The organism is Streptomyces sp. NBC_01317, assembly GCF_035961655.1.
In the GTDB taxonomy this organism is placed as follows: domain Bacteria; phylum Actinomycetota; class Actinomycetes; order Streptomycetales; family Streptomycetaceae; genus Streptomyces.
This window is the reverse complement of record NZ_CP108393.1, coordinates 624819-646415: the sequence shown is the minus strand read 5'-3', so window position 1 is coordinate 646415 and position 21597 is coordinate 624819. Positions and strand designations below refer to the sequence as shown.

21 protein-coding genes and 3 pseudogenes are annotated in these 21597 nt (G+C 68.0%); 14 read left to right on the top strand and 10 right to left on the bottom strand.

All coding sequences use genetic code 11. The features are described from left to right. Nucleotides 1-69: 69 nt before the first annotated feature. The 3 genes and pseudogenes from OG349_RS02720 to OG349_RS02710 all read left to right on the top strand — a co-directional run bounded on the left by OG349_RS02720 (nucleotide 70) and on the right by OG349_RS02710 (nucleotide 3856). On the top strand, nucleotides 70-780 hold the full coding sequence (locus OG349_RS02720) for a hypothetical protein (protein WP_327233031.1): 711 nt from the start codon (nucleotides 70-72) through the stop codon (nucleotides 778-780). Nucleotides 781-1614: 834 nt separating this feature from the next. Further along, the gene (locus OG349_RS02715; protein WP_327233030.1) at nucleotides 1615-2940 is read left to right on the top strand and encodes an amino acid permease; all 1326 of its coding nucleotides are present in this window, start codon (nucleotides 1615-1617) and stop codon (nucleotides 2938-2940) included. Between the two features lie 54 nt (nucleotides 2941-2994). Beyond that, nucleotides 2995-3856: pseudogene (locus tag OG349_RS02710) on the top strand (IS5 family transposase). A gap of 278 nt (nucleotides 3857-4134) precedes the next feature. On the opposite strand, the gene OG349_RS02705 reads toward OG349_RS02710, so the two are convergent. Further along, nucleotides 4135-4656: an EF-hand domain-containing protein gene (locus OG349_RS02705; protein ID WP_327233029.1), complete on the bottom strand. Its 522-nt coding sequence runs from the start codon at nucleotides 4654-4656 to the stop codon at nucleotides 4135-4137. A 408-nt stretch (nucleotides 4657-5064) separates the two neighbouring features. Then, nucleotides 5065-5286, bottom strand: a complete 222-nt coding sequence (locus tag OG349_RS02700; protein ID WP_327233028.1) for a hypothetical protein — start codon at nucleotides 5284-5286, stop codon at nucleotides 5065-5067. 144 nt (nucleotides 5287-5430) lie between these two features. Between OG349_RS02700 and nhaA the strand changes: the two genes are divergently transcribed. The 3 genes from nhaA (at nucleotide 5431) to OG349_RS02685 (ending at nucleotide 7694) form a co-directional block, all read left to right on the top strand. Then, a complete protein-coding gene (nhaA, locus tag OG349_RS02695) occupies nucleotides 5431-6732 on the top strand; it encodes a Na+/H+ antiporter NhaA (RefSeq protein WP_327233027.1) in 1302 nt (433 codons plus the stop codon). A gap of 138 nt (nucleotides 6733-6870) precedes the next feature. Further along, the gene (locus tag OG349_RS02690; RefSeq protein WP_327233026.1) at nucleotides 6871-7182 is read left to right on the top strand and encodes a hypothetical protein; all 312 of its coding nucleotides are present in this window, start codon (nucleotides 6871-6873) and stop codon (nucleotides 7180-7182) included. A gap of 47 nt (nucleotides 7183-7229) precedes the next feature. After that, entirely contained in the window at nucleotides 7230-7694 is a 465-nt protein-coding gene (locus OG349_RS02685; RefSeq protein WP_327233025.1) for a hypothetical protein, read from the top strand. A gap of 90 nt (nucleotides 7695-7784) precedes the next feature. Here the strand turns inward: OG349_RS02685 and OG349_RS02680 are convergent, their stop codons facing one another. Next, nucleotides 7785-8555 carry an ABC transporter permease subunit gene (locus OG349_RS02680; RefSeq protein WP_327233024.1) on the bottom strand — a complete coding sequence of 257 codons (771 nt, stop codon included), beginning with the start codon at nucleotides 8553-8555 and terminating at the stop codon, nucleotides 7785-7787. 59 nt (nucleotides 8556-8614) lie between these two features. After that, nucleotides 8615-9544, bottom strand: coding sequence for an ABC transporter ATP-binding protein (locus OG349_RS02675; protein WP_327233023.1), 930 nt, complete (start codon nucleotides 9542-9544; stop codon nucleotides 8615-8617). Between the two features lie 91 nt (nucleotides 9545-9635). Here OG349_RS02675 and OG349_RS02670 point away from each other — a divergent pair, with 91 nt between their 5' ends. After that, nucleotides 9636-10109 carry a GbsR/MarR family transcriptional regulator gene (locus OG349_RS02670; RefSeq protein ID WP_327233022.1) on the top strand — a complete coding sequence of 158 codons (474 nt, stop codon included), beginning with the start codon at nucleotides 9636-9638 and terminating at the stop codon, nucleotides 10107-10109. A 182-nt stretch (nucleotides 10110-10291) separates the two neighbouring features. Here the strand turns inward: OG349_RS02670 and OG349_RS02665 are convergent, their stop codons facing one another. Continuing rightward, nucleotides 10292-10690, bottom strand: a complete 399-nt coding sequence (locus OG349_RS02665; RefSeq protein ID WP_327238415.1) for a hypothetical protein — start codon at nucleotides 10688-10690, stop codon at nucleotides 10292-10294. A gap of 311 nt (nucleotides 10691-11001) precedes the next feature. Here OG349_RS02665 and OG349_RS02660 point away from each other — a divergent pair. Next, nucleotides 11002-11160, top strand: a pseudogene (locus tag OG349_RS02660) (pirin family protein); the annotation flags it as partial. A gap of 526 nt (nucleotides 11161-11686) precedes the next feature. Here OG349_RS02660 and OG349_RS02655 read toward each other — a convergent pair. Then, nucleotides 11687-12196 (bottom strand): GNAT family N-acetyltransferase, encoded by a 510-nt coding sequence (locus OG349_RS02655; protein WP_327233021.1) that lies wholly within the window; start codon nucleotides 12194-12196, stop codon nucleotides 11687-11689. Nucleotides 12197-12467: 271 nt separating this feature from the next. Here OG349_RS02655 and OG349_RS02650 point away from each other — a divergent pair, with 271 nt between their 5' ends. Further along, nucleotides 12468-12965, top strand: a complete 498-nt coding sequence (locus tag OG349_RS02650) for a transposase (RefSeq protein ID WP_327233020.1) — start codon at nucleotides 12468-12470, stop codon at nucleotides 12963-12965. Between the two features lie 124 nt (nucleotides 12966-13089). On the opposite strand, the pseudogene OG349_RS02645 reads toward OG349_RS02650, so the two are convergent. After that, nucleotides 13090-13668, bottom strand: a pseudogene (locus OG349_RS02645) (IS630 family transposase); the annotation flags it as partial. A 153-nt stretch (nucleotides 13669-13821) separates the two neighbouring features. On the opposite strand from OG349_RS02645, the gene OG349_RS02640 reads away from it, so the two are divergent. Both OG349_RS02640 and OG349_RS02635 read left to right on the top strand, forming a co-directional pair. After that, complete coding sequence (locus OG349_RS02640; protein ID WP_327232585.1) at nucleotides 13822-15075, top strand: IS256 family transposase; 1254 nt, start codon at nucleotides 13822-13824, stop codon at nucleotides 15073-15075. Then, the gene (locus OG349_RS02635) at nucleotides 15072-15569 is read left to right on the top strand and encodes an HAD domain-containing protein (RefSeq protein WP_327232586.1); all 498 of its coding nucleotides are present in this window, start codon (nucleotides 15072-15074) and stop codon (nucleotides 15567-15569) included. Before OG349_RS02640 ends, OG349_RS02635 begins: the two co-directional genes overlap by 4 nt. Before the next feature lie 173 nt (nucleotides 15570-15742). Here the strand turns inward: OG349_RS02635 and OG349_RS02630 are convergent, their stop codons facing one another. Beyond that, entirely contained in the window at nucleotides 15743-16462 is a 720-nt protein-coding gene (locus OG349_RS02630) for an SDR family oxidoreductase (RefSeq protein ID WP_327233019.1), read from the bottom strand. 92 nt (nucleotides 16463-16554) lie between these two features. Here OG349_RS02630 and OG349_RS02625 point away from each other — a divergent pair, with 92 nt between their 5' ends. Further along, nucleotides 16555-17037, top strand: a complete 483-nt coding sequence (locus OG349_RS02625; RefSeq protein WP_327233018.1) for a winged helix-turn-helix transcriptional regulator — start codon at nucleotides 16555-16557, stop codon at nucleotides 17035-17037. A gap of 519 nt (nucleotides 17038-17556) precedes the next feature. On the opposite strand, the gene OG349_RS02620 is transcribed toward OG349_RS02625, so the two are convergent. Then, nucleotides 17557-18309, bottom strand: coding sequence for an SDR family NAD(P)-dependent oxidoreductase (locus OG349_RS02620; RefSeq protein WP_327238414.1), 753 nt, complete (start codon nucleotides 18307-18309; stop codon nucleotides 17557-17559). Nucleotides 18310-18454: 145 nt separating this feature from the next. Here OG349_RS02620 and OG349_RS02615 point away from each other — a divergent pair, with 145 nt between their 5' ends. Then, nucleotides 18455-19045, top strand: coding sequence for a TetR/AcrR family transcriptional regulator (locus tag OG349_RS02615; RefSeq protein WP_327233017.1), 591 nt, complete (start codon nucleotides 18455-18457; stop codon nucleotides 19043-19045). A 595-nt stretch (nucleotides 19046-19640) separates the two neighbouring features. On the opposite strand, the gene OG349_RS02610 is transcribed toward OG349_RS02615, so the two are convergent. Continuing rightward, on the bottom strand, nucleotides 19641-20507 hold the full coding sequence (locus tag OG349_RS02610) for an oxidoreductase (RefSeq protein ID WP_327233016.1): 867 nt from the start codon (nucleotides 20505-20507) through the stop codon (nucleotides 19641-19643). A 183-nt stretch (nucleotides 20508-20690) separates the two neighbouring features. Here OG349_RS02610 and OG349_RS02605 point away from each other — a divergent pair, with 183 nt between their 5' ends. Next, the gene (locus OG349_RS02605) at nucleotides 20691-21548 is read left to right on the top strand and encodes a helix-turn-helix domain-containing protein (protein ID WP_327233015.1); all 858 of its coding nucleotides are present in this window, start codon (nucleotides 20691-20693) and stop codon (nucleotides 21546-21548) included. Nucleotides 21549-21597: the final 49 nt, after the last annotated feature.

The window sequence follows — 21597 nt, the reverse complement described above, 5'->3', positions numbered from 1 at the left end:
GCCGGCCCGGTGCCGACCTGCCCGGGGACGACTGGTCCGGCGGCGGCTTGCCCGGGGACGACCTGCTCGGTGCCGACCGGCTCGGCACCGACCGGCTCGGCACCGAAGAAGCCTCTCAGGAGCCTTTGGCGTACGTACGAAACCGTCGTCGGCACGGGTCTTACGTATCAGCTGACCGCAGGTATCGAGGGCCATCTCGATCCCGCTGATGATCCGGTCGTGGCCCTGTCGAAGGGCCTGGGAGGAGACAACGACGCGTGCCGGAAACGGGTCGCGGCGCACCTGAAAGTCACAGAGGACGCGCTCACCGACTTTCTTCCTCTGGTGCGTGTAAGGCCTCTGCCACGGCGCGGGGACATCGAGCTGCGTAACACCCGAGTCCTGGCCGATCTCGGCCAAGGGCTCACTATGGCGATGATCGGCGCTCTCTACGCAGAGTTGCTCCGGCGTACTCGCGACGCCACTCAAGGGCTTCCCATCGCCCGATGGACGGAGCTTCTGGTCCTCGACAGTCCGCCCCCGGCAGTGCTGAGCAAACGCGTCACCGCGGCGGCGATGGACGAGGTACGGCGGCGCCTGACCCGTCCCGATCACGTTTTGCTGGAAGATCTCTCCCAGCAGCCAACCGGCCCCGAAACCGCCCTCGTTCGCAAGCTCCGTCAGGGCGCAGCCTCCTTGCAGGTCATCGAAGAGGCACAGATGCTACGCGCTCACGCTGAGCGCCATCGGAGCCCCGAAGCTCGACATCGCGGCCGTTGGCGTCCTGCCGAAACAGCATGAGGTCAGCCACCAGTGTCCCCCTCTCACGACCAGTACAAGGTAAGCAATCGAAAGGGGCACGGAGTTATTCCAGCGGAGGAGGAGCCGTCTGCCTTGGAATGGTCCACCGCACTGGCTCAGTATCAGGTACGGTGGCGGACTGCTTGCAAGATTTGAGTTTTGTACGGCCCATTTCAGCTCTGTCTTTCTCACCGGCTCGAAGGTGGCGTGACCGAATTGGTGGCGTTGAGTTCTGGGGGTCGCTGAGAGAGGTGAGTATGTCTTGGAGGAGAGGCGTCCGTCGTAACGATGCCCAGTTCCACTCCGCAAGTCCTTGAGAGCAACGCCGCATCCGAGTCGGCGGTCTTCGCAAGCCGCTTCTGGTTCGGGTCGGCGAAGCCGTCCGCCGAGTTCATCACCTGGGAACTCAAGGGCGGCCTCGCACAGCGGAACCTTCCCTTGCCCGGCCAAGCTCGGCCGGCACTTCACTCCCTGGTCCCTGCGCAAGCTGGTCGCCCGCCTGCGCAAGGTCCAGACCTCCGCATCAGCCGCAGGTGTGTACTGCCCGGTTCTCCGCCACGGCATCACCTTCCAGCGCACCAGGTCGTGGAGGGACTGTCCGGACTCTGAGCATGACGGCGAACTGCTGCCGAAGCGTGGCGAGGCAAGGGCGCTCTCCGCCTGACAACATAGCGATGTGTGCCCGGGGTGTCGCGGGTGCGGGTGTACGTTTCCCGTCGGAGTGGCGGAAGACTGGACGCTAATTGCTCAGTGCTGCTTCTAGTCAGGACGTCCCCCGTGACGCACCATGCTTCCGCCGCAACCTCGTCGCCGCGGCTCGGGCCGCGGAGGTCCGTGCTGTTCTTCGCGTTCGCCTTCGCCGTGATCGCCGACCCGGTCTCCTCCGTCGCTTACGCCATCCAGGCCGCCCTGCACGCTCTGGACGGTGATCTGTCCCGGTTGCTGCCGACCATGGCCCTGGTGGTGGGCCTGGTCGCGCTGGTGACCGCCAACTACTGGCAGCTGGTGGCGCGTTTTCCCAAAGGGGGTGGCGCCGCCGCTGCCGCCGGGCGGGCGTTCGGTCCGCGGTGGACGTTCCTGCCGATCGGGGCGCTGGTCGTCGATTTTGTCCTGACCATCGGCGTCTCCATCTCCGCGGCCGCCAGCGCGGTCATCGCCCTTGCTCCCCAACTGGCGCCATGGCGCGTCGCCTTCGCGCTGGTTCTGCTGTTCGCCGTGGCGGGGCTGACGTGGTTCGGCCATCGGGGGCGGTTGTTGTTCGCGGTGATGACCGCGCTGTTCGTCGCCGTCGCTGTGGCCGTTCTCATCCTCGGGTTCACCTCCCCGCACACCACGGGCACCGCGCCGTCCACGCCCCACTCCGGCTCCCACGCGGCCGTGCTGGCCGTTGTGCTGGCGTTTCCCGTGGCGATGGCCCTGGCCACCGGTGTGGAGGCGCCATCGACGGCGATCGCCCAGCTCGGCCAGCTCGACGACACCGCACGCCGCCGCTTCGGCCGCGGCACCCTGGCCCTGCTGGTCGTCATCGTCGGCGGACTGACCCTCGCCCTGACCGCCCTGGCAACCCGGCTGCACATCGGCCTGCCCGCGCACGACTCCACTCAGATCGCCGACATCGCCCACGCCGCCGCCGGGCCGGGCTGGCTCTACACGATCTTCCAGCTGACCAGCGCTCTGCTCCTGCTGGCCGCCGCCAGCTCCTCGTTCCAGGCCGGCCCCGGACTCCTCAAAGCCCTCGCCGGAAGCCCGCAACGGCCAGCGGTACTGCCCGCCTGGCTGGGACACACCAACCGCCAGTACACGCCTTATTGGTCGGTGGTCGTGTATCTCGCGGCTGCCGCTCTGGTCATCCTGGCGGCAGCGGGAAAGGAGCAGAGGCTCGTTCTCTTCTATGCTGTCGCGGTATTCGTCAGCTTCCTCGTGGGCCTGCTCGCCATGACCCACTTCGCCCGCACGGAACACAAACCCGCGCTGGCCACGCTCAACGCGGTCGCCGCTCTCGCGGTCGCCTTCACTCTGGTCGTCAACCTCACCCGCGGCTGGCCGCTCCTGTCCCTCCTGGCCACGGTCGTCATCGCCGCGATCCTCTACCTGCGCTGGACCCGCGCCGGACGACCCAGCGGCCTCGACGACATCGAAGCACGTACGGAACACGACTAGGCCGTGTTTTAGGGTCGGGTCCCGGCGTTGTCGCGGAATCGTGATGATCGCGGTGTGGGGCGTGGGGATCTTTCGGACGAGCAGTGGGCGGTGTTGGAGTCGGTGTTGCCTGCGGAGGGTGTGCGTCGCAGGTCGGGGAACCGGCGGCGGTTGGTTGATGGGGTTGGCGGGTGCGGACGGGCGCTCCGTGGCGTGACCTCCCGCCCGGGTAGGGGCCTTGGCAGACCGTGTACGGGTGTTCCGGCGCTGGCAGCGCGAAGGTGTGTGGGCGCGGATGCTGACGTTGTTGCAGGCGCGGGCGGATACGGCGGGGCTGATCGTGTGGGAGGTGAGTGTCGACTCCACGGTCTGCCGGGCTCACCAGCACGCGGCCGGTGCACGCCGGGACGGGGCCGGGCAGAAGGGCCGCCCGGCGGAATGGTGCGCGAGCCGGACGACCATGGGCTGGGCCGGTCGCGGGGCGGATTCGGCACGAAGATTCATCTGGCGTGCGAGCAGGGCCAGAAGCCGCTGTCGTTGCTGGTGACAGCGGGACAGCGCGGCGACAGTCCGCAGTTCGTGCCGGCCCTGGAGGCGATCCGGGTGCCGCGGCTGGGCCCGGGTCGGCCAAGGCGGACTCCGGTGCGGGTGCGGGCCGACAAGGCGTACTCGTCGGCCGCCAACCGCGCCTACCTGCGCAGGCGGGGTATCCTGCACGATCGCGGAGCCAGCCAACCAGGTCCGCAATCGCGTGCGGCGGGGCCGCTCGGGCGGGCGCCCGCCTGCGTTCGACGGTGAGGACTACAAGGCACGCCACGCGGTGGAGTGCGCGATCGGCCGGCTCAAGCGCAACAGGGCCGTGGCGATGCGGTTCGAGAAGCTCGCCGTGCGGTTCGAGGCCGTCGTCGTGGTGGCCGCGATCAACGAATGGCTCTGAGCACGCTCGGAAATCGCGATGACCGGCTGGCGCGTCTACCACTCGGCGAGCCAGGCACTGAGCGGTCGGAGGGGCTGGCGGCCGGGGTCCGGCAGCGATCGGCGCCGCTGCCGGACCGCCTCGTCCGGAAGGACGTCGAAATGCCAGCCGCGCACCTCGTGCCCGTCCTCCCGTTCGCCGCCGGTGCGGTCCTGCGGTTGGCAGGGAGAGGACCCCTGCGAACCGAATGCCGCACGGGTAGGCGAAGGTCCTTCAGGGCCCCGTCACGCGGTCGCGCCCTACGCGGGAACGGCAGCGAGGAGCCAGAACGCCGGGGCCCCGTCCGGGGCGGTGAAGAAGGCGTGAGCCGCCCCCTGGATGTCGTCGCGAGTGAGGAATCCGTCGTGGTCGCGGTCGAGCATCTCGAACTCGCGGCCGGCGACGTCGACGCTGGTCCCCTGGGCCTTCAGGTACGCCTCGAAGCCGGCCTTGTCGACCTTGCCGGACTTGTCGGTGTCCATGACGACGAACAGCGTGGAGGCGAAATCGCGGACGTACGTGGGAAGGGTCTCGGGAGTCGTCCCGGCCATCGACTTGTCCACGCAGGCGGCCAGTTCATCCAGGCTCGCCCTGCTGTCCTTGTTCCGGTCGGCGTCCTGGATGAAGCCCTGGACCAACTGCCCGGTGCTCCGGGCCAGGTCCGACCGCTGGTCACCCGTGCCCCTTGCGAGGATTCCCAGGTCGGCCGGATCGATGTTGCCGTCGTGGTTCTTGTCGAGCCGCATGAACAGGCTCATGGCCCTCTCCTTGTACGCGCCCATGGTCGTGCTCCTTGAGTGTGAAGGGTGCTGCTGCCGGTCTTCCTGACGAACGTAGCCCGGCGGGCATTGGCGCCTCGGGAGCACTCAACCGTATTCCCCCGATAGGGTGGACGGGTGACGCTCCTGCGGGGCCGGGTCCGGAGAGGGATGGATCCTGCCTGGCCTTCAGGGTCAACGAGGATGACCTCTTGTGCCTGACCATGGCCATCGATTGATCGTTCTCATTGCCAATCGCTGTACCAGTCCCAAGGCTGTACTCGCAGGGCGTGGTCAGCGGACCGGCAGAGCCTGGCGTGCCGTAGGCATCTCGGCTGCCATGGACCCGCGCAGAGGCCCGAACCTAAAACACGACCTAGACGAACCGGTTGTCCGCCCGCCCGGCGGCGACCCTCCGTGGAGGGCCGCGCGTCAGCCGGTCCCGCGCGCCCTCGCGCCACGCCCCGACGACCACCGTCGCCTCAGCCGGTCGCCGACCTCACCGATGGCGATCACGAGCGCGGCGGTCGCGGCGCAGCCCGCGAGCCGCACCGGCTGATCGAAAACTATCCCAAGAACCCAAAGAACGACGGTGACAACGACCCACCACGCGATCAACGACCTGATCTCGGACCACCTGCGCGGCTTCTTCACGGGCACACCGTATCCGTTGCCCCGATCTGACTCCACATCACCAACCCTGATACCCGGCCCGTACCGGGATAGGGTGGCCTCGGTATGCCGGGAAGTCTGGTCGGCGAGTCTTCGTCCTGCCCTCTTCTCCTCAGGAGCCGCTTCGTGGCCATCACACCGCCTCCCGTGTCTCCCGAGCGTCTTTTCACACGCCCCAGCTGGCGGCGCGCCCAGGCCGTGGCCTCGGCCCTGCGCAGTGAGACGCTCGGCGGCATATTCCTGCTCGCAGGAGCGGCGATCGCACTGATCTGGGCGAACTCCCCTTGGAAGGCCGGATACTCCACGTTCACCGGCGCCACGTTCGGGCCCGCTGCACTGCATCTGCACCTGAGTGTGGGGCAATGGGCCGCGGACGGACTGCTTGCCATGTTCTTCTTCGTCGTGGGGCTCGAACTCAAAAGGGAGTTCGCCGACGGTGATCTGCGCTCCCCCACCCGGGCCGCGCTGCCGATCATCGCCGCGGTCGGCGGCATGGCGGGGCCCGTCCTGGTCTACCTCGCGGTCAACGCGGTGATGAGCGGCGGAACCACCGATGGCTGGGCTGTGCCGATGGCCACGGACATCGCGTTCGCCGTCGCGGTGCTCGCCATCATCAGCACCCACCTTCCGGCAGGCCTGCGCTCTTTCCTCCTGACCCTGGCCGTCGTGGACGACCTGCTGTCCGTATTGGTGATCGCCGTTTTCTTCACCGATCACATCAGCCTTCTCCCGCTGGTCGGGTCCCTCGCCGCCATCGCCCTGTTCGGCCTACTGGCCCGTCACCGCATCATCCACTGGTGGCTGCTGGTCCCCGTCGGGGTGGTGGCGTGGGCCCTGATGCACGCCTCCGGCATTCACGCCACGATCGCGGGCGTTCTCCTCGGCTTCGCGGTACCCGCCCTCGCCCACGGCGGTGAACAGGCCAGCCTCTCCGAACGCTTCGAACACCGCTGGCGCCCCCTGTCCGCCGGCGTCGCCGTCCCGCTGTTCGCACTTGTCTCCGCCGGTGTCTCCCTCTCGGGGGGCCTCGGCCCCACCCTGAGCGACCCCGCCGGCCTCGGCGTCGGCCTCGGCCTCGTACTCGGCAAACTCCTCGGCGTGTTCGGTGCCACCTACCTCCTTGCCCGCTTCACCCGCGCCACCTTGGACGAGGAGCTCTCCTGGTTCGACATTCTGGGCATCGCCCTGCTCGCCGGCGTCGGCTTCACCGTCTCCCTACTCATCGGTGAGCTGGCCTTCACCCCCGGCACCGCCCGCGAAGACCACATCAAGACCGCGATCCTCCTCGGATCCGTGGTCTCCGCGCTCCTCGCCACTCTGGTGCTGCGCTGGCGCAACCGCGTCTACAAGCGCCTGTGCGCCCTGGAATCCGTCGACAACGACCACGATGGCATCCCGGACATCTACCAAGGCGCCACCCGGTCCTGACCTCGGTCCTCGGCACCGAACGACCGTGACCGCCACGGGCACCTCACCTCAAGTCGGCGCCGATCCGGAACGAGTAGGGCTCAACCGCCTCATCACTCGATCCATCCGTGAGCACCTGCCAGAAAGCAGTCAACAGACGTGAATTACGTGATGCTCCAGGGCGTTCTCATCCTCTGGTTCGTGGTCGTGATCCCCTGGGCCGTCGCTGTCGCCGCCGGATGGAAGCCACCCTGGCTCCGGCGCAGACCCGGGTCGCTGCGACTGGTCGGCGCCGCCTGCCTATGTCTGCATCTGGCGGCGGTGGCCAATCTGCTCCCGCGGCTCGCCCATCCTTCGCAGGACATGATCGCCTACTGCTCCTACCTCGGAACCGCCCTGGCAGTCAGCGCCGTTGTCCTCTTCATCTCTTACCTCGTCCAGCACTCTCGCGCGGCAAGAACCACTTCATGACCCGTCTACCGAGGCCCGTGCATCGCGTCAACGGGGAGCGAACCGACATGCGACGCGGCGAGGACGCGATCCTGGCCGACGAACTGGCCGCACTGGCCGCCACTACCGGTGCGAGCCGCCGAATAGCCCGGCTTACGGCCAAGGCAAGGGGAAAACGCGTCTACGTCACCCTCCTCACCGTTCCGCTTCCAGCCGCTGAGGCGTTCAGCCGCGTGACCGAAGTCCTGGAAGAAGCAGGCCACATCGTGGATTTCACCGGTGCCGGAATCCAGAACCGCCGTCCCGTCGTCCGTGCTGTGACCGGAGGTGGATTCGGACGGCTGAACCCCGTCGTGGTCACCATCACGATGACACGCAGTACCGGGGCGGCCACCTACATTCGGCTGCGTGCCACCTCACTGGAAGGACTGCTGCGACAGCACGCGAGCGAGCGGACCGCCGCCCGGATCGCAGCCGCACTCTCACATGGCGCCACGGAGCCTGAGGGGCCCGCACGCCCATGCATGGGGTGAGCGCCGCCTGCCGCGGCGCTCACCTGCGCGGCTGTCGCGATGAAGAACCGTCGCGTGGGTGGTGTCGGTCTCCCGGTCCTGGTGAGGTGGTCAGCTGTTGAGGTCCCGGCGGTTGAAGCGGAGGGTGCCCGCGAGGATGAGTACGGCGGTGGCTCCTACGAGGACGGTCGCGTCGGCCCACTGGAAGCCGTTCTTGAGGGGTTCTCCGCCGATGTAGTAGTGGAACGGCGAGAGATAGGCGATCCAGTCGGCGCCGAGCTGGCCGGCGAAGGTGCTCGCGGAGTACGCCAGGACGCCGATGACCGCAGTGGAGGCGAGGACGACCGCCCTGCGGCCGACCGCGGCTCCGACCCCGAGCGCGAGTGCTCCGAACGTGATGGCGAGCAGTGCGAGGTTGAGGCACTGGGCGAGGAACTCGACGGGGGTGACGCTGGTGAGTTGGGCGCTGTTGCGGATGGCCAGCAGGGCGATCCAGACGAGGGCGGCGATGGCCAGAGCGCCGGTGACGAGTGCGGCGAAGCGCTGGAGAACCAGCTTGGTACGGGTGACGGGGTGCGCCAGGAACAGGTCGAGCTGCCCGGATTCCTCGTCGCCGGCGACGGCCCGGGAGCCGGTGGTCACTCCGTAGATCATGGCCAGCAAGGGGAGAATGACGCCGAAGACACTGGCGTGCAGATAGCCGGCGGCTGACGCGTCGATGTGGAGGGATTCGCGCAGAGCCTCGGGCAGGTTGGCGGTGTTCTCCTTCTGCGAGGGATAGGTGCTCGCGTACGCCATGCCCACCACGGCGGTGCCCAGGGCCCAGCCGAGCAGGCCGCGGCGGTTGTCGGTGAGCGATTTGGTGAAGACGGCGGTGTTCATGCGGGGGTCCTTCGGTTCTGTGGCGGCCGGGGTCCTGACGGGGGTGGGGGAGGGGGAGCTCAGACCGCTTGGGCCGGCACGGTGCGCGGGGCGTCCTCGGCGCTCTCGTAGTAAGACTGGAAGAGTTCCTCCAGAGCGGGTTCGGTCGCGCGCAGCCCGGTGACCGTGTGCAGGGCGAGGGCCTTGATCAGCGCGTCCGGGCTGCCCGCGACCTGGCCGGTCAGTGTGGTGCCGGCCTCGTCGAGGCTCAGCCGATCGGCGCCGGGCAGGGAGGAGAAGGCGCCGGCGGGGACGGGGGACTCGAAGGTGACTTCGATGTCCCGTACGGTTCCCGCGCGCAGGTTGTCGACGGTGTCCAGCGCGACGAGGAGGCCGTCGCGGATGATGCCCACGCGGTCGGCGACCGCCTCGACCTCGCTCATGATGTGGCTGGACATGAAGACGGTCTGGCCGTTGCCCGCCGCTTCGGCGACGAGGTCGAGGAACGTCTGCTGGACCAGCGGATCGAGGCCGGAGCTGGGTTCGTCCAGGATGAGCAGTTCAGGGGTGTGCATGAACGCCTGCACCAGTCCGAACTTCTGTCGGTTGCCCTTCGACAGCTTCTTGACCTTCGTGGTCTGGTCCAGACCCAGACGATCGGCCAGGTCGTCGATCCGCTCCTGTGGGACGCCGCCGCGCAGCGCGGCCAGGAAACGCAGGTAGCCGCGTACGTTCTGGCGGCCGTCGCAGACGAAGTCGCCGGCCAGGTAGCCGACACGGCGTCGCAGGGCGACCCCGTCGGCGCGCGGGTCGAGGCCGAGGACGGTGACGGTGCCGCCGGTCGGCCGGATGAGGTCGAGCAGCAGCCGGATGGTGGTGGACTTGCCCGCGCCGTTGGGCCCGAGGTAGCCGAACACCTCGCCCGCGCGCACCTCCAGGTTCAGACCGCTCAGGCCCCGCCGTGCGCCGTAGGTCTTGGTGAGCTCACGTAGCTCGATCACATTCTCCATGCTCGGAACATATCGAACGTTCAGAGATCTGTAAACGATTGGAGTTCTGGCAGTTCTGGCTATGATGGGGCATTGCTACCCAGGAGGAGTCATGGACGACAAGATCGAACAGCTGCGCGAAGCTGCCGAGAGACTGGCGCTCACTCTCTCCGAGAGCGGCATGCAGAGGACCACCGCACGAGTGATGACCGCCCTGCTCTTCAGCCGGCAGACGAACATGACCGCGGGGGGTCTCTGTGAGGAACTCAAGATCAGTTCGGGCGCGGTCTCCAACGCGGTCAAGCAGCTGATTCCCACCGGGATCATCGAGCGGGTCCCCGCCCCGGGCAGCCGCCGTGACCACTACCGGTTCCGTGAGCACGCGTGGGCGACCTTGATGGGCAATCAGAACGCGCTCCTTGCGTCGATGGGGGATGCGGCGGCCGAGGGCATCAAGGTCGCGGGCGAGGACAGCGTCGCCGGACGCCGGCTGGCGGAGATGCAGGACTTCTACGCCTTCATGGGGCGGGAGATGGCCGCACTCATCGACAAGTGGCGTGAGCAGTACGACGCGAGCCTGGAGTGACGACCCTGTCGGGTGCGGGGCGCTCATCCTGGGGTCGAGGCTGGGGGACACCCGGGTGCCCGATCGGGGTGCGGCCCGCCACGCTGCGGTGGCCGACCTGTCGATTCAGGTGAGAAAGGTGATGGGATGTCCGCCCTCGACCATGAGATTCCACCGCAGCCGAACGTCAATGACCCCGCCATTTACGAGTGGTATCGCAGAATGCGGGACGAGCATCCGGTACACCGGGACCCGACGACCGGCTGGTGGGTGGTCGCGGCCCGCTCGCGCAGGTCGACCTTGACCCCTGTGGTGCATCCCGGAGGAAAGAGAGGTTCGCCCCCGCGGTTCAGCTCCTCCAGTTCCGGCAGAGAAGTGGCGCGTACGTTGACCAGGCGGGCGAAGCCTCCGCGCCGCGACAGCACCAGCGAGGTCGCCGCGTCGCCGAACAGCCCACCGGGCGTCGCGCGCCAGCGGTCGACGAGCGGGTCCCCCCAGTTGTCGGCCGAGGTGATCAGGGCGGCCACGCGGTCCGCGGGAGCGGCTAGATAGCAGTCCGCCAGTTCCATGGCGGCGAGAAATCCGTTGCAGCCCTGTCGGATCTCCAGCGCGGGGTCGTGCCTCCGAGGGTGTGGCGCAGGATGTAGTGCTGGGGGACCACATGTCCGGGCCTTGGTGGTTGCAGCTGACGTGCATCAGAACCGCGATGTCCTCCGCGGAGAGCCCTGACATGGCCAGCGCGTCGCGCGCGGCACGCACCGCCATGTCCGGCGCCGGGGTCTCACCCGCCACAGCCACGGACAGCCAGCCGAGCCGCTCCGCATCCTCAGGGTCGTACCAGCCCTCAGCGGCGGCCTTCTGCGTCGTGACGCGCTCCGGCAGGAAGGCGCCGATGCCCGCGATGTAAAGATCGTGGAACTTCATCGGGCGGTCCAACGAGGATATCAAACAGGCCCGTTCGGAGTGGGAGTCAGGCACCCGCTTCGGCACGGTACACGGCTACGACGGCCCCCCGCTCCCCGCTCCCGAACTCCCCCCGGTCCCGCTGAAATCGCGCGGACGAGTGCGCTGACCTGGTGTTCCGCGCCCCGGGCAGAATGCCTGCCCGATCCCTCCACGCCCCCAGCCGGCCAGCCGGAGCGATCGGTCAGGCGTCGGCCGGAAGCGGCTCACCGGGTCGTGCCGGGAGTCGCAGGTTTCGCCGTGTGTAGGCACGTCCAGTCAGACCAATGCTGAGCCTGCGAGGTTTCGGGTGGCCGCGATTCGTTGCTGACGGCCGCTGGGGGCAGCAGACACTCCACGCGGCGCGGTGACGGCGGCATCGAGGTACGAGCGGCGTTGCCGCCGCTCGTGGGAAGGAGATCATCGAAACGCTGCGGGTCCGCCTGCAAGGCCGCGCTCCAGCTGCCACTCGGGCGGGCGCATCCGCTCCGTTGCCCCCGGCCTGTTACTCCGGTCGCACTTCGTGATCTGACGGGACGGCAGTGAGACGTTGCGCTTCATCTGGCGGGATTGGAGTCGATCTGGCGCGCTGTGCGTGAGCGGTCTGGAACCGCCGTGCCGAGGTTCGGTGGCGACCCCGGCACGGCGGGCTTTGACTAGATGCCGAACGGTGCGGCGTAGTGGACAGTGCCGCTGGGCAGCGGATGGTCGACGTCGAGGGTGAGGGCCATCATGGCCTCGTCCGGGACATCGATGCTGAGTCCGATGCCGTACTCGGAAGCGCGAGTGAAGCCGAACCGCGGGTAGTACGTCGGGTGTCCGAGGACGATGACGAAGTGCTCGCCCAGCTCCTTGGCAGCCTGCAACGCGGCGCGGATTGCCGCGGAGCCGGCGCCGGTCTTCTGGTACTCGGGCCGGACGGCGACGGGGCCCAGGCACAGGGCCGGGGTGTCGTCGATGTGGCAGCGGGTCAGCAGCGCGTGGCCGATGAGCTTGCCGTCCTGGTCGGTGGTGACGATGGACAGTCCGTCGATCCACGAAGGGTCGGCGCGCAGGGCGTCGACGAGGTCGGCCTCCAAAGGAGTGTCAAACGCGGCGAGGGTGATGTCGTGAATGGTGGGGATGTCGGCGCTGGTCTCGGCACGCGTGATCCAGTTGATGCTCATGATGGATGGAGATCCGTTTCATGGTTGGTTCGTGTGGGGTTGCCCCGCGAGCTCACGCTCCCAGCGAGGGCGAATCCAGATGAGGTCAGGCCACAGCCCAGGACGTGAGGGTGGTCTGGGCGGAGCACATGGCAGTGGCCTTGAGCGCGGTCATCAACCCCACCTCCCAACTTCCTCAAGCTGAATCGAACACGAACGCCAGATACCTTATCATCCCGCCACATTCGACCGCTCGCGCGCAGCGCCGCCAGGTCGACTGCAAACCCGCCAGATGAAGCGCGATCCGTTCCAGGAGAAGTTCGACGAGCTCACGGCCGATCTGGCCCCGCTCTTCGCCAGCCGTGAGCGGAGGGCTCACGCCCTGGACTACCTGCGCGGCCTCATGGCCGACCTGCCGCGCAAGAACTGCTGGACGACGGCCGAGCACGCCGGACAGAGCAGGGCCTTCGGACTGCGACGCCTGCTCTACCAGGCGGCAGGGGATGAGGAGGCCGTTCTGCGTGCGGTGCGCCGCTTTGTCGTACGCCACCTGGCCGTGCCCGGAGCGGTGCTGGTCTTCGACGAGACCGGCCAGGAGAAGAAGGGCGGGGCTACCGCCGGGGTCGGGCGTCAATACACCGGCACCACCGGGCAGGTCAGCAACGCCGTCGTCGCGGTGTGCTGCACCTACGCCAGCTCGCTCGGGCACTGCCTGATCGATGTGGCGACCTCTGGACCAGGGTCCACCCCACCTCGTCAACGGAGGAATGCTGGTTCCTCTTCTTGCTGACCTCTGCGGCCCGGCCGGACACTCCCGTACGATCGGCGCCTCCATACGGGCCGGCCGAGAACGCAGGGGGGCCGAAGCGGGCATCGCAACACTCATCCAGGCGGTCATCGCGCAGGCGGTCATCGCGCTCGGGCACCCTGGGCATCATCGGCAGCACCGGCTGGGACCGGTCCAGTGCCTGGATCTGCGGCTTCTCGTCCACACAGAGAACCAGCGCCCGTTCGGGTGGATCGAGGTACAACCCCACCACGTCCACCACGTCATGGACCTTGTCGACGAAGAACGGGTCCGTGGACAGCTTCAATGTCTCGGACCGGTGTGGCTGCAGGCCGAAAGCCCGCCGCACCCGCGAAACGGTCGACTGCGACAGCCCGGTCTTCTTCGCCATCGACCGGGTCGACCAGTGCGTGGCGTTCTCCGGCTTCGACTCCAGCGTCCGGGCGATCAGATCGGCGACCTACTCGTCCATCACCGTGCGGGGCCGACCCGGACGCGGCTCGTCCGACAACCCGTCGAGACTGTCCGCCAGGAAACGCTGGCGCCATTTCGAGACGGTGTCGCGGGACACCCCGGCCCGCTCGATCACCACACGCGTCGACACGGGGAAACCGTCTTCCCCGACATCGTCGCAGGCCAGGACCACCCGGGCCCGCATCGCCATGTCCTGCACGGCCTTACGCCGCCGCACCCACCCCCCCCACACCGATCACTCAGCATCAGTGGAGCAATGCTCAAGACCTGTGGATCGACCTTGAGAAGGGTGCCTCGCGGAACGCGGAGGGCGTACCTTCCCGAGTGATCGACTTCTGGTCATCGAGTAGGCCCGCGTTGGCGCGCGGGTTGGGAAGGTACGCCCGTGCTCAGCGTAGTCAACAACGACGGAACTACCGAGGGCGGCTCCCTCATGGACGGCATCGTCCGCGAGGGCGCCAGGAGGATGCTCGCCGCGGCCCTGGAGGCCGAAGTCAACCAATACATAGCGGAGTTGACCGACCAGCGCGACGAGAAGGGGCGCCGGCTTGTGGTCCGCAACGGCCACCACGCCGAGCGCACAGTGACCACGGCCGCCGGGCCGGTCCCGGTCAAGGCACCGCGTGTGAACGACAAGCGCGTCGACACCGAGACGGGCGAGCGCAAGCGGTTCTCGTCGCAGATCCTGGCTCCCTGGTGCCGGAAGTCGCCGAAGATCAGCGAGGTGCTGCCCCTGCTCTACCTGCACGGACTGTCCTCCGGTGACTTCGTGCCCGCGATGGAGCAGTTCCTCGGCAGCTCGGCCGGGCTCTCCCCGGCCACCGTGACGCGTCTGACGAAGCAGTGGCAGGACGATCACGCCGCCTTCCAGGCCCGCGACCTGTCGGAGTCCGATTACGTCTACGTGTGGGCGGACGGTGTGCATCCCAAGGTCCGCCTCGGCCAGGCCCGCTCCTGCGTCCTGGTCCTCATGGGCGTGCGCACGGACGGCCGCAAGGAACTCATCGCGCTCGCCGAGGGCCTGCGCGAGTCCACCGAGTCCTGGGCCGACCTGCTGCGTGACTGCCGGCGGCGCGGCATGCGGGACCCCGAGCTCGTCGTCGGTGACGGTGCGATGGGTCTGTGGCGCGCTCTCACTGAGGTGTTCCCGCAGGCCAGACACCAGAGGTGCTGGGTTCACAAGGTCCGCAATGTCATGAACGCGCTGCCGAAGTCCGCACAGCCCGGCGCCAAGAAGGCCCTGCAGGAGGTCTACAACGCCGAGGGCCGCGACCACGCCGAGAAGGCCGTCAAGGAGTTCGAGCGGACCTACGGTGCGAAGTGGCCGAAGGCGGTGAAGAAGGTCATCGACGAGACCGATGAACTCCTGGCGTTCTACGGCTTCCCTGCCGAACATTGGGTGCACCTCAGAACGACAAATCCAATCGAATCCACCTTCAGCACCGTCAAGTTGAGGACCCGGGTCACCCGTGGCGCCGGCAGCCCGGCCGCAGCCCTGGCGATGGTGTTCAAGCTCGCCGAGTCCGCCCAGGCCCGCTGGCGCGCGATCACCGCACCTCACCTCGTCGCCCTTGTCCGCAACGGCGCCACGTTCAAGAACGGCCACCTCGTCGAACGTCCCGAGGTGAGCGCAGCGTGACCGCGCGCGGGAACCGTCCACTGCTCTTCCTGGACGTCGACGGGCCGCTCCTGCCGTTCGGCGACGGCCCACAGCGCGAGCCATCGGGCACCGCATCGGACTCACACCTGGCGCGGCTCGATCCGCAGGTCGGGCCGCGGCTCACGGCGCTGCCGTGCGACCTGGTCTGGGCCACAACCTGGGAAGAGGAGGCGAACACCGAGCTGGCACCACGGCTCGGCCTGCCGCACCTGCCGGTCGTGAACTGGCCGGAACCCTGCGCCTCCCACGAACGCGAAGACCAATGGTTCGGACTCCACTGGAAAACCCGAACCCTCGTGGAGTGGGCGGACAAACGGCCATTCGCCTGGGTCGACGACGAGATCACCGACGCCGATCGCGACTGGGTATCCACCCACCACCCCGCGCCGGCCCTCCTCCATCACGTCGCGTCGTCCCGCGGCCTCACCGACCAGGACTTCGGGATCCTTGATCAATGGCTGCGGCTGGCTTGAGGTTCACCCGCGAAGATCCACAGGATTTGACTATTACTCGCATCAGTGAGATCCAGCTGCGTAAGCAACGCCAGGTTTCCTGGTCCGTTCCTACTGGGACCCCAAGATGCCCGACAGCATCAGCTTCTTACCGTGGAGTGCCGTCGCCGCAACGAGGTGCTCGTGTCGGGCAGTCACTGCTCCTCAACGGGGGTGGCAGCGAACTGCGGGTACAGGGCTTCAAGCGGTTCGGAGAGTTTCCCCTTGATCTTACGGGTGGCGTCATCTGCAAGGACCTCGTGCTCCCCCGCCTCGAGGCCGTCGTAGATCGCGGCCACGATGTCGCGCGGGTCCTCCTTGGGCACGTCGAGTCCAGCGGTGAGACGGGTGTCCGCGAAGCCCAGGTGCGCGCCCAGGACGTGGGTGACCTGACCGGCGAGCTCGATGCGCAACCCGTTGGTCAGCGACCAGAAGGCAGCCTTCGTCGACGGGTAGGCCGAGGGCGTGGACACCCAGCTGAGCGCGGAGTGGATGTCCACCAGTGAGCCGCCGCCGTTCTTCGCGAGGACGGGCGCGAATGTCTGCGCCACCGTGAGCGGCCCGAACACGTTGGTCTCGTAGAGCGATCGCAGGTCGCTGAGAGTGATACTGAGCAAACGGCTCCTGTTGCCGCTGCCCGCGTTGTTCACTACCACGGTGGTGTCGTTCGCCGCTTCGGCCGCAGCCGCGACCGAAGCGGGGTCCGTCACGTCCAGGGCGAGCGGGATGATGCGGGGATCGTCCCAGTCCTGGGGCTTCCTGGCAGTCGCGTACACCTTCTGAGCGCCACGGTCGAGGGCCTGCCGTACGAACTCGCGACCCAGCCCTCCGTTCGCGCCCGTCACCAAAATTATGGAGTTCAGGAGCTCAGTCATGTCACATCTCCTCGTTCTCGGTCCGACTCTGGCTTTCAATAACTAAAGTAGGCCTCTGGCTGGTTTTATGGAAGTCAGCTAAGCTGTGAGATATGAACATCCTTGAGCTCCCGGTGAACAGGTACTGCCCGATCGCGCACAGCCTTGAGGTGCTGGGCCCGAAGTGGAATCTGCTGATCCTCCGGGAGGCGGCCTTGGGACGCACGCGCTATGCGGAGTTCCAGAAGATCGGCGTGCCTACGAATATCCTTTTGGGCCGCCTTGAGTCACTCGTCGAGGCGGGACTCCTGGACCGCCGGCCTTACCGTGAGCCCGGGAAGCGCGCCCGTACTGAGTACCTCCTGACGGACGCGGGCCGCGATACGCTCCCGGTCCTCGCGGCGCTCACTGCCTGGGGCGACCAGTACGCGCGAACGAGCCGCGAACCCGCGATGCTCCTCGTCGATGAGGCCACCGGGCAACCGGTCAACCTTGCCTTCACCGACACGAACGGCACCGTCGTGGACCCCGCGCACGTACGGATGATCTACGGACCCGGCGCCACGCAGCCGACGAGTGAAAGCCCTTCGTCCTGATCCGTTCGCGCTCGGCAGCCTGCCCCGCGGGCGATCGCGAGATCCCGGTCCGCGGCTCTGCGTGCGCACGCGCCTCCTACGCATCGACGCCGTTCGAGGAACTCTCCGAGGCGTTCCCTGGGCATGTCCTCAAGGCGCACGATCGGAGGGACGCGCCGGTAACAACTCGTCAGCGACGCCGTCGTTGCCAACGCTTGCTCCGCTGCGCCCTGAGCAACCGCCGGAAAGCGGAAGGCTGGACGCCCGCGGCGGACGTCCCCGGCAGCGCACGGGCTTCTCCCACCGCATGGTCCCGGTCTGTGTGCTCCTGCCAGGCGGCGCGGCACAGGCGCTTCTCCTGGGACCGTGCGGCCGCAACGACCGAGTTCGCGGATTCATCCGCGCCTTCACAGTCCGCGACCGTGCCCTCGCGGACAGGCGGTGACTTCATGTACAAGCTGGGACCGCAAAGGCGGTTCGTTGCACCCGCGAGTAGCACGGGTTGGCGTCTCTCACCTGGTCGGGAGCGGCTGACGAAGGTCAGACCTGGACTTGTCCTCCGTCGACGAAGTGCTCGGCGCCGGTGATGAAGGAGCTCTCGGAGCCAGCCAGGAAGGCGGCCAGCGCAGCGACCTCCTCGGGGCGGCCCATGCGCCGCAATGGAACGTTCGCGGCCATCGCACCGTGGAGGTCCTGAATGCTCAGGCCGAGCCCGTCGGCCATGCGCTCGATCGCGGGGGTGGCGATAGGGCCGGGCGTGATGACGTTCACGCGTACGCCGCGCGGGGCCAGTTCCGCGGCCCAGGTCCGGCCGAGGCTGCGCACGGCGGCCTTGGACGCGGAGTAGACGCCCATCCGGTCGGCGCCCTGGTGGATGGTGGAGGATGCCAGCAGGATGACCGAAGCGCTCCCGGTCAGCAGGGGCAGGGACTTCTGCACCGTCAGAAGACTGCCCTTGGTGTTCACGCCGAAGACGTGGTCGAACTGCTCCTCGGTCACGTCCGAGAGGAACGATCCGTCACCCAGGCCGGCGTTGGCCACCACCGTGTCCAGGCGTCGTCCATCGCTGCGGATGACGTCCATCACCCGGTCGAGGTCGGCGGCCTGCGAGACATCGCACGGTAGGGCGATCGCGTTGGGGCCCATGTCTTTGGCGGCGGCTTCGAGTTCGTCCGCGCGTCGGCCGGTCAGGTAGACGCGGGCACCGTCATCGGCGAAGCGCCGGGCGATCGCCCGGCCGATACCGCTGGAAGCGCCTGTGACCAGGGCTGTCTTACCGTTCATGGTGCTCATGGCACTGTCCTTCCGCGAGGCTGTGTCGTTGGTGCTGCTCGAGGCCGCACCGGCGACGGGGAGGGGCGGGCCAATTTTCTGGACCATCCAGTCCACAAGGTAGCCCCTTCTGGACTGGGTGGTCAAGAATGGGTATCCTGAGAACATGGGACGATCCCGAAGCTTCGATGAGGGCGAGGTCCTGGCCGCGGCCGAAGAACAGTTCTGGTCGGCCGGTTACGCGGCTGCGCGAGTGGATGACATCGCGACGGCCACCGGTCTGGGCAAGGGCAGCCTGTACGGCGCCTTCGGCGACAAGCATCAGCTGTTCTTGCGGGTCTTCGACGACTATTGCGCCGGGCTGATCGAGGCTGTGCGCCGGGCGCTGGAGGGTACCGATGCCGGCGCCTACGAACGGCTGCGCGCGCATGTCGTGATAGCGGCGGACGTCACCGCCTCGGACGTCTGCCTGCGCGGCTGCCTGCTCGCCAAGGGCACCGCGGAACTGTCGGGTCAAGACGAAGCCGTCGCGGCAACGGCGCGCAAGACGTTCGCGGCGATCGAGGAACTCATTTCCTCCTGTATCGCGGGAGCACAGCGGGCCGGCGATATCGAACAGGACGCCGACCCCACCCGTCTCGCCGGCCTGCTCCTGGCCGTGCTGCGCGGTATCGAAGCCCTCGGCAAGGGCGGAAGCAGCCCTGGCGCACTGCGCGCGATCGCCGAAACGGCCCTGGCTCTCCTGCCGAGGCCCTAGAACGGCCACAACCCACCCGTACAGCGGTCCTGCGCATAGGCCGAGGTGCCGTGGGACCCGGCGACGGGCTGGTATCCGGTTTCACACCACGCGGCGTCACGGCCGAGAGCCGCGTTGCCGTGGAAACCCGCCTCGGCTTCTCGATCCCCGAGCCGACGTGGGCCGACGTGGACCGAGCTTTTGTCGGTGAAGCCACTCGTGCCGGTGTCCCGGTCGCGAGTGGCTTCACCATCGGAAGGCTACATGCGGATTTTTGCTGGTGCTGTACACGAGCCCAGCCCCTGACCGGTGGACCACGGCAGGTGCGGCGAGTGACACGTCAGCGCGAGCGGCATTCCGTCAGCCACCGTTGTGGCACGTGTCGGGGATCTCCTCACCCCGGGGCGAGGGTGGTGACGACGTGCTGGCCTGCGAGGCAGTGACGGTGCTGCCGGTGCCGCCCGGAACTTCGAGCAGGACGGCGGCCGACCGCATGTGATCACCTGTCATTTCCGCTGTCCGGTGTTCTGCCTCGCGGTGCCGCTGGATTGGCGCGCGCATTGGATCGGCCGTGCCAGGTCGGCCGGGGACGCGGTGAGCGTCGGGGCTGGTGGTGCTACTGGGCGATTGTGTCGAGTTCGGCGACGGCGTCTGGGGGCAGGACGAGGTCGGCTGCGGAGACGTTCTCGCGCAGGTGGGAGAGGGAGGAGGTGCCCGGGATCAGGACAGTGGTGGCCGAGCGCTGCAGCAGCCAGGCCAGGGCGACCTGCTGCGGCGAGGCCTCCAGCCGGGTGGCGACGTCTGTGAGGGTTTGCGACTGCAGCGGGCTGAAGCCGCCGAGGGGGAAGAACGAGGCGAAGGCGATGTTCTGGGCCGCGCAGTGTGCGACGAGCGCGTCGTCGGCGCGGTTGGCCAGGTTGTAGAGGTTCTGCACAGTTACGACAGGGGCGATCGCCTGGGCCTCGGTGAGCTGGGTGAGGGAGACGCCGCTGAGTCCCAGGTGGCGGATCAGCCCCTGCTCACGCAGGTCCGCCAGGGCGCCGAACTGCTCGGCGATGGACTCCTCGGAGGTTCCCTCGACGGAGCCCAGGCGCAAATTGACCACGTCCAGCGCTTCCAGGCCCAGGTGCTGGAGGTTGTCATGAACCTGCGTCTTGAGGGCCGCGGGCTCCAGGGAGGGAATCCAGGCCCCGGTCTCGTCGCGGCGGGCGCCGACCTTGGTGACGATGTGCAGTGCGCCCGGGTAGGGGTGCAGGGCCTCCTTGATCAGCTCGTTGACGACGAAGGGGCCGTAGTAGTCGCTGGTGTCGATGTGGGTGATGCCCAGCGCGATCGCCTCGCGGAGTACCGCCAAGGCCTGGTCGCGGTCTTTGGGGGGCCCGAACACGCCAGGACCCGCGAGTTGCATGGCGCCGTATCCCATTCGACTGATGACGAGGTCCTCGGCGAGGGTGAGGGATCCGCCGGGAGTAGTGGTGGTCATGTCGTGCCTTTCGTCGGTGGAGCTTGCGGCAGGTCAGTCCTGGTGGGTGGTCGAAGGATCACCGTGCCGTGTGTTCATGCTGCGGCAACCGGAGCCAGTGGGGCAGTACCCCGGTGTTCCTGGGAGTGGCAGGGACAGTCACCCGAGGTGATATGGGTGTGATGCGGAATTACCGTGGGCGTTATGGAAAACACCAACGCGCTCGGCGAGTTTTTGCGAGCCCGGCGAGAACTGGTCCGACCCGGGGAGGTCGGGATCAATCCGCACGGGCTGCGGCGGGTGCCGGGCCTGCGCCGGGAGGAGGTGGCCACGCTCGCCGGGATCAGCGCGGACTACTACCTGCGCCTGGAGCAGGGTCGTGACCGCAACCCCTCGGTCCAGGTCCTGGAAGCGCTGGCGCGTGTCTTCCAGCTCGATGCCGACGCGACCGCGTACCTGATCGGCCTCACCCGCGACCGGGCGCGCGGGAGGGCCCGGCCGGCGGACGAGAAGGTCCCCGTCAGCATCCGGCATCTGCTCGCGCAGATGCCGATGCCGGCGTTGGTCCAGGGGAAGTACTTTGATGTCCTGGGCGCGAACCCGATAGCGACCGCCCTGTCACCGAGCATCGCGCCGGGTGTCAACCGGCTGCGTTCGGCTTTCCTCGACCCTCGTGAACGGGCCCTGTACCGGGACTGGCCACAAGCCACCGCCGGAGTGGTCGCCCAGCTGCGCGCCGCTGTCGGAGCTGACGACGGCGATCCGCGGTTCGCCGCGCTCGTGGGTGAACTTTCCCTCAAGAGCGAGCGCTTCCGCACTCTGTGGGCCCGTCACGACGTTCGTCGGCGGGTATCTGAGATCAGCCGCCTGCATCACCCGGAGGTCGGCGACCTCGACCTCTACCGCGACAAGCTCGCCGTCACCGGCACCGACGGCCAGCTTCTGGTTGTCTACCACGCCGAACCGGACACGGACTCCGCCCACGCGCTGGCCCTGCTCGGCTCCCTCGCCGCCACCTCCGCCGTCGAGGGCGCGGCCACCCGCGCCCCGGAGGACCACTGAATCCGCAGCGGCCCCGCCCGCCTCGCACTCACCGGTCCGGGGCCGTCTG

What these genes read in the sequence shown, in the direction of transcription:
- OG349_RS02670 (WP_327233022.1), top strand. Translation starts at nt 9,636, where the DNA reads ATGGACGACAAGATCGAACAGCTGCGCGAAGCTGCCGAGAGACTGGCG.
- OG349_RS02620 (WP_327238414.1), bottom strand. Translation starts at nt 18,309, where the DNA reads ATGAGCACCATGAACGGTAAGACAGCCCTGGTCACAGGCGCTTCCAGC.
- OG349_RS02705 (WP_327233029.1), bottom strand. Translation starts at nt 4,656, where the DNA reads ATGGGCGCGTACAAGGAGAGGGCCATGAGCCTGTTCATGCGGCTCGAC.
- OG349_RS02610 (WP_327233016.1), bottom strand. Translation starts at nt 20,507, where the DNA reads ATGACCACCACTACTCCCGGCGGATCCCTCACCCTCGCCGAGGACCTC.
- OG349_RS02680 (WP_327233024.1), bottom strand. Translation starts at nt 8,555, where the DNA reads ATGAACACCGCCGTCTTCACCAAATCGCTCACCGACAACCGCCGCGGC.
- OG349_RS02685 (WP_327233025.1), top strand. Translation starts at nt 7,230, where the DNA reads ATGCGACGCGGCGAGGACGCGATCCTGGCCGACGAACTGGCCGCACTG.
- OG349_RS02650 (WP_327233020.1), top strand. Translation starts at nt 12,468, where the DNA reads ATGAAGCGCGATCCGTTCCAGGAGAAGTTCGACGAGCTCACGGCCGAT.
- OG349_RS02625 (WP_327233018.1), top strand. Translation starts at nt 16,555, where the DNA reads ATGAACATCCTTGAGCTCCCGGTGAACAGGTACTGCCCGATCGCGCAC.
- OG349_RS02675 (WP_327233023.1), bottom strand. Translation starts at nt 9,544, where the DNA reads ATGGAGAATGTGATCGAGCTACGTGAGCTCACCAAGACCTACGGCGCA.
- OG349_RS02605 (WP_327233015.1), top strand. Translation starts at nt 20,691, where the DNA reads ATGGAAAACACCAACGCGCTCGGCGAGTTTTTGCGAGCCCGGCGAGAA.
- OG349_RS02655 (WP_327233021.1), bottom strand. Translation starts at nt 12,196, where the DNA reads ATGAGCATCAACTGGATCACGCGTGCCGAGACCAGCGCCGACATCCCC.
- OG349_RS02615 (WP_327233017.1), top strand. Translation starts at nt 18,455, where the DNA reads ATGGGACGATCCCGAAGCTTCGATGAGGGCGAGGTCCTGGCCGCGGCC.
- OG349_RS02630 (WP_327233019.1), bottom strand. Translation starts at nt 16,462, where the DNA reads ATGACTGAGCTCCTGAACTCCATAATTTTGGTGACGGGCGCGAACGGA.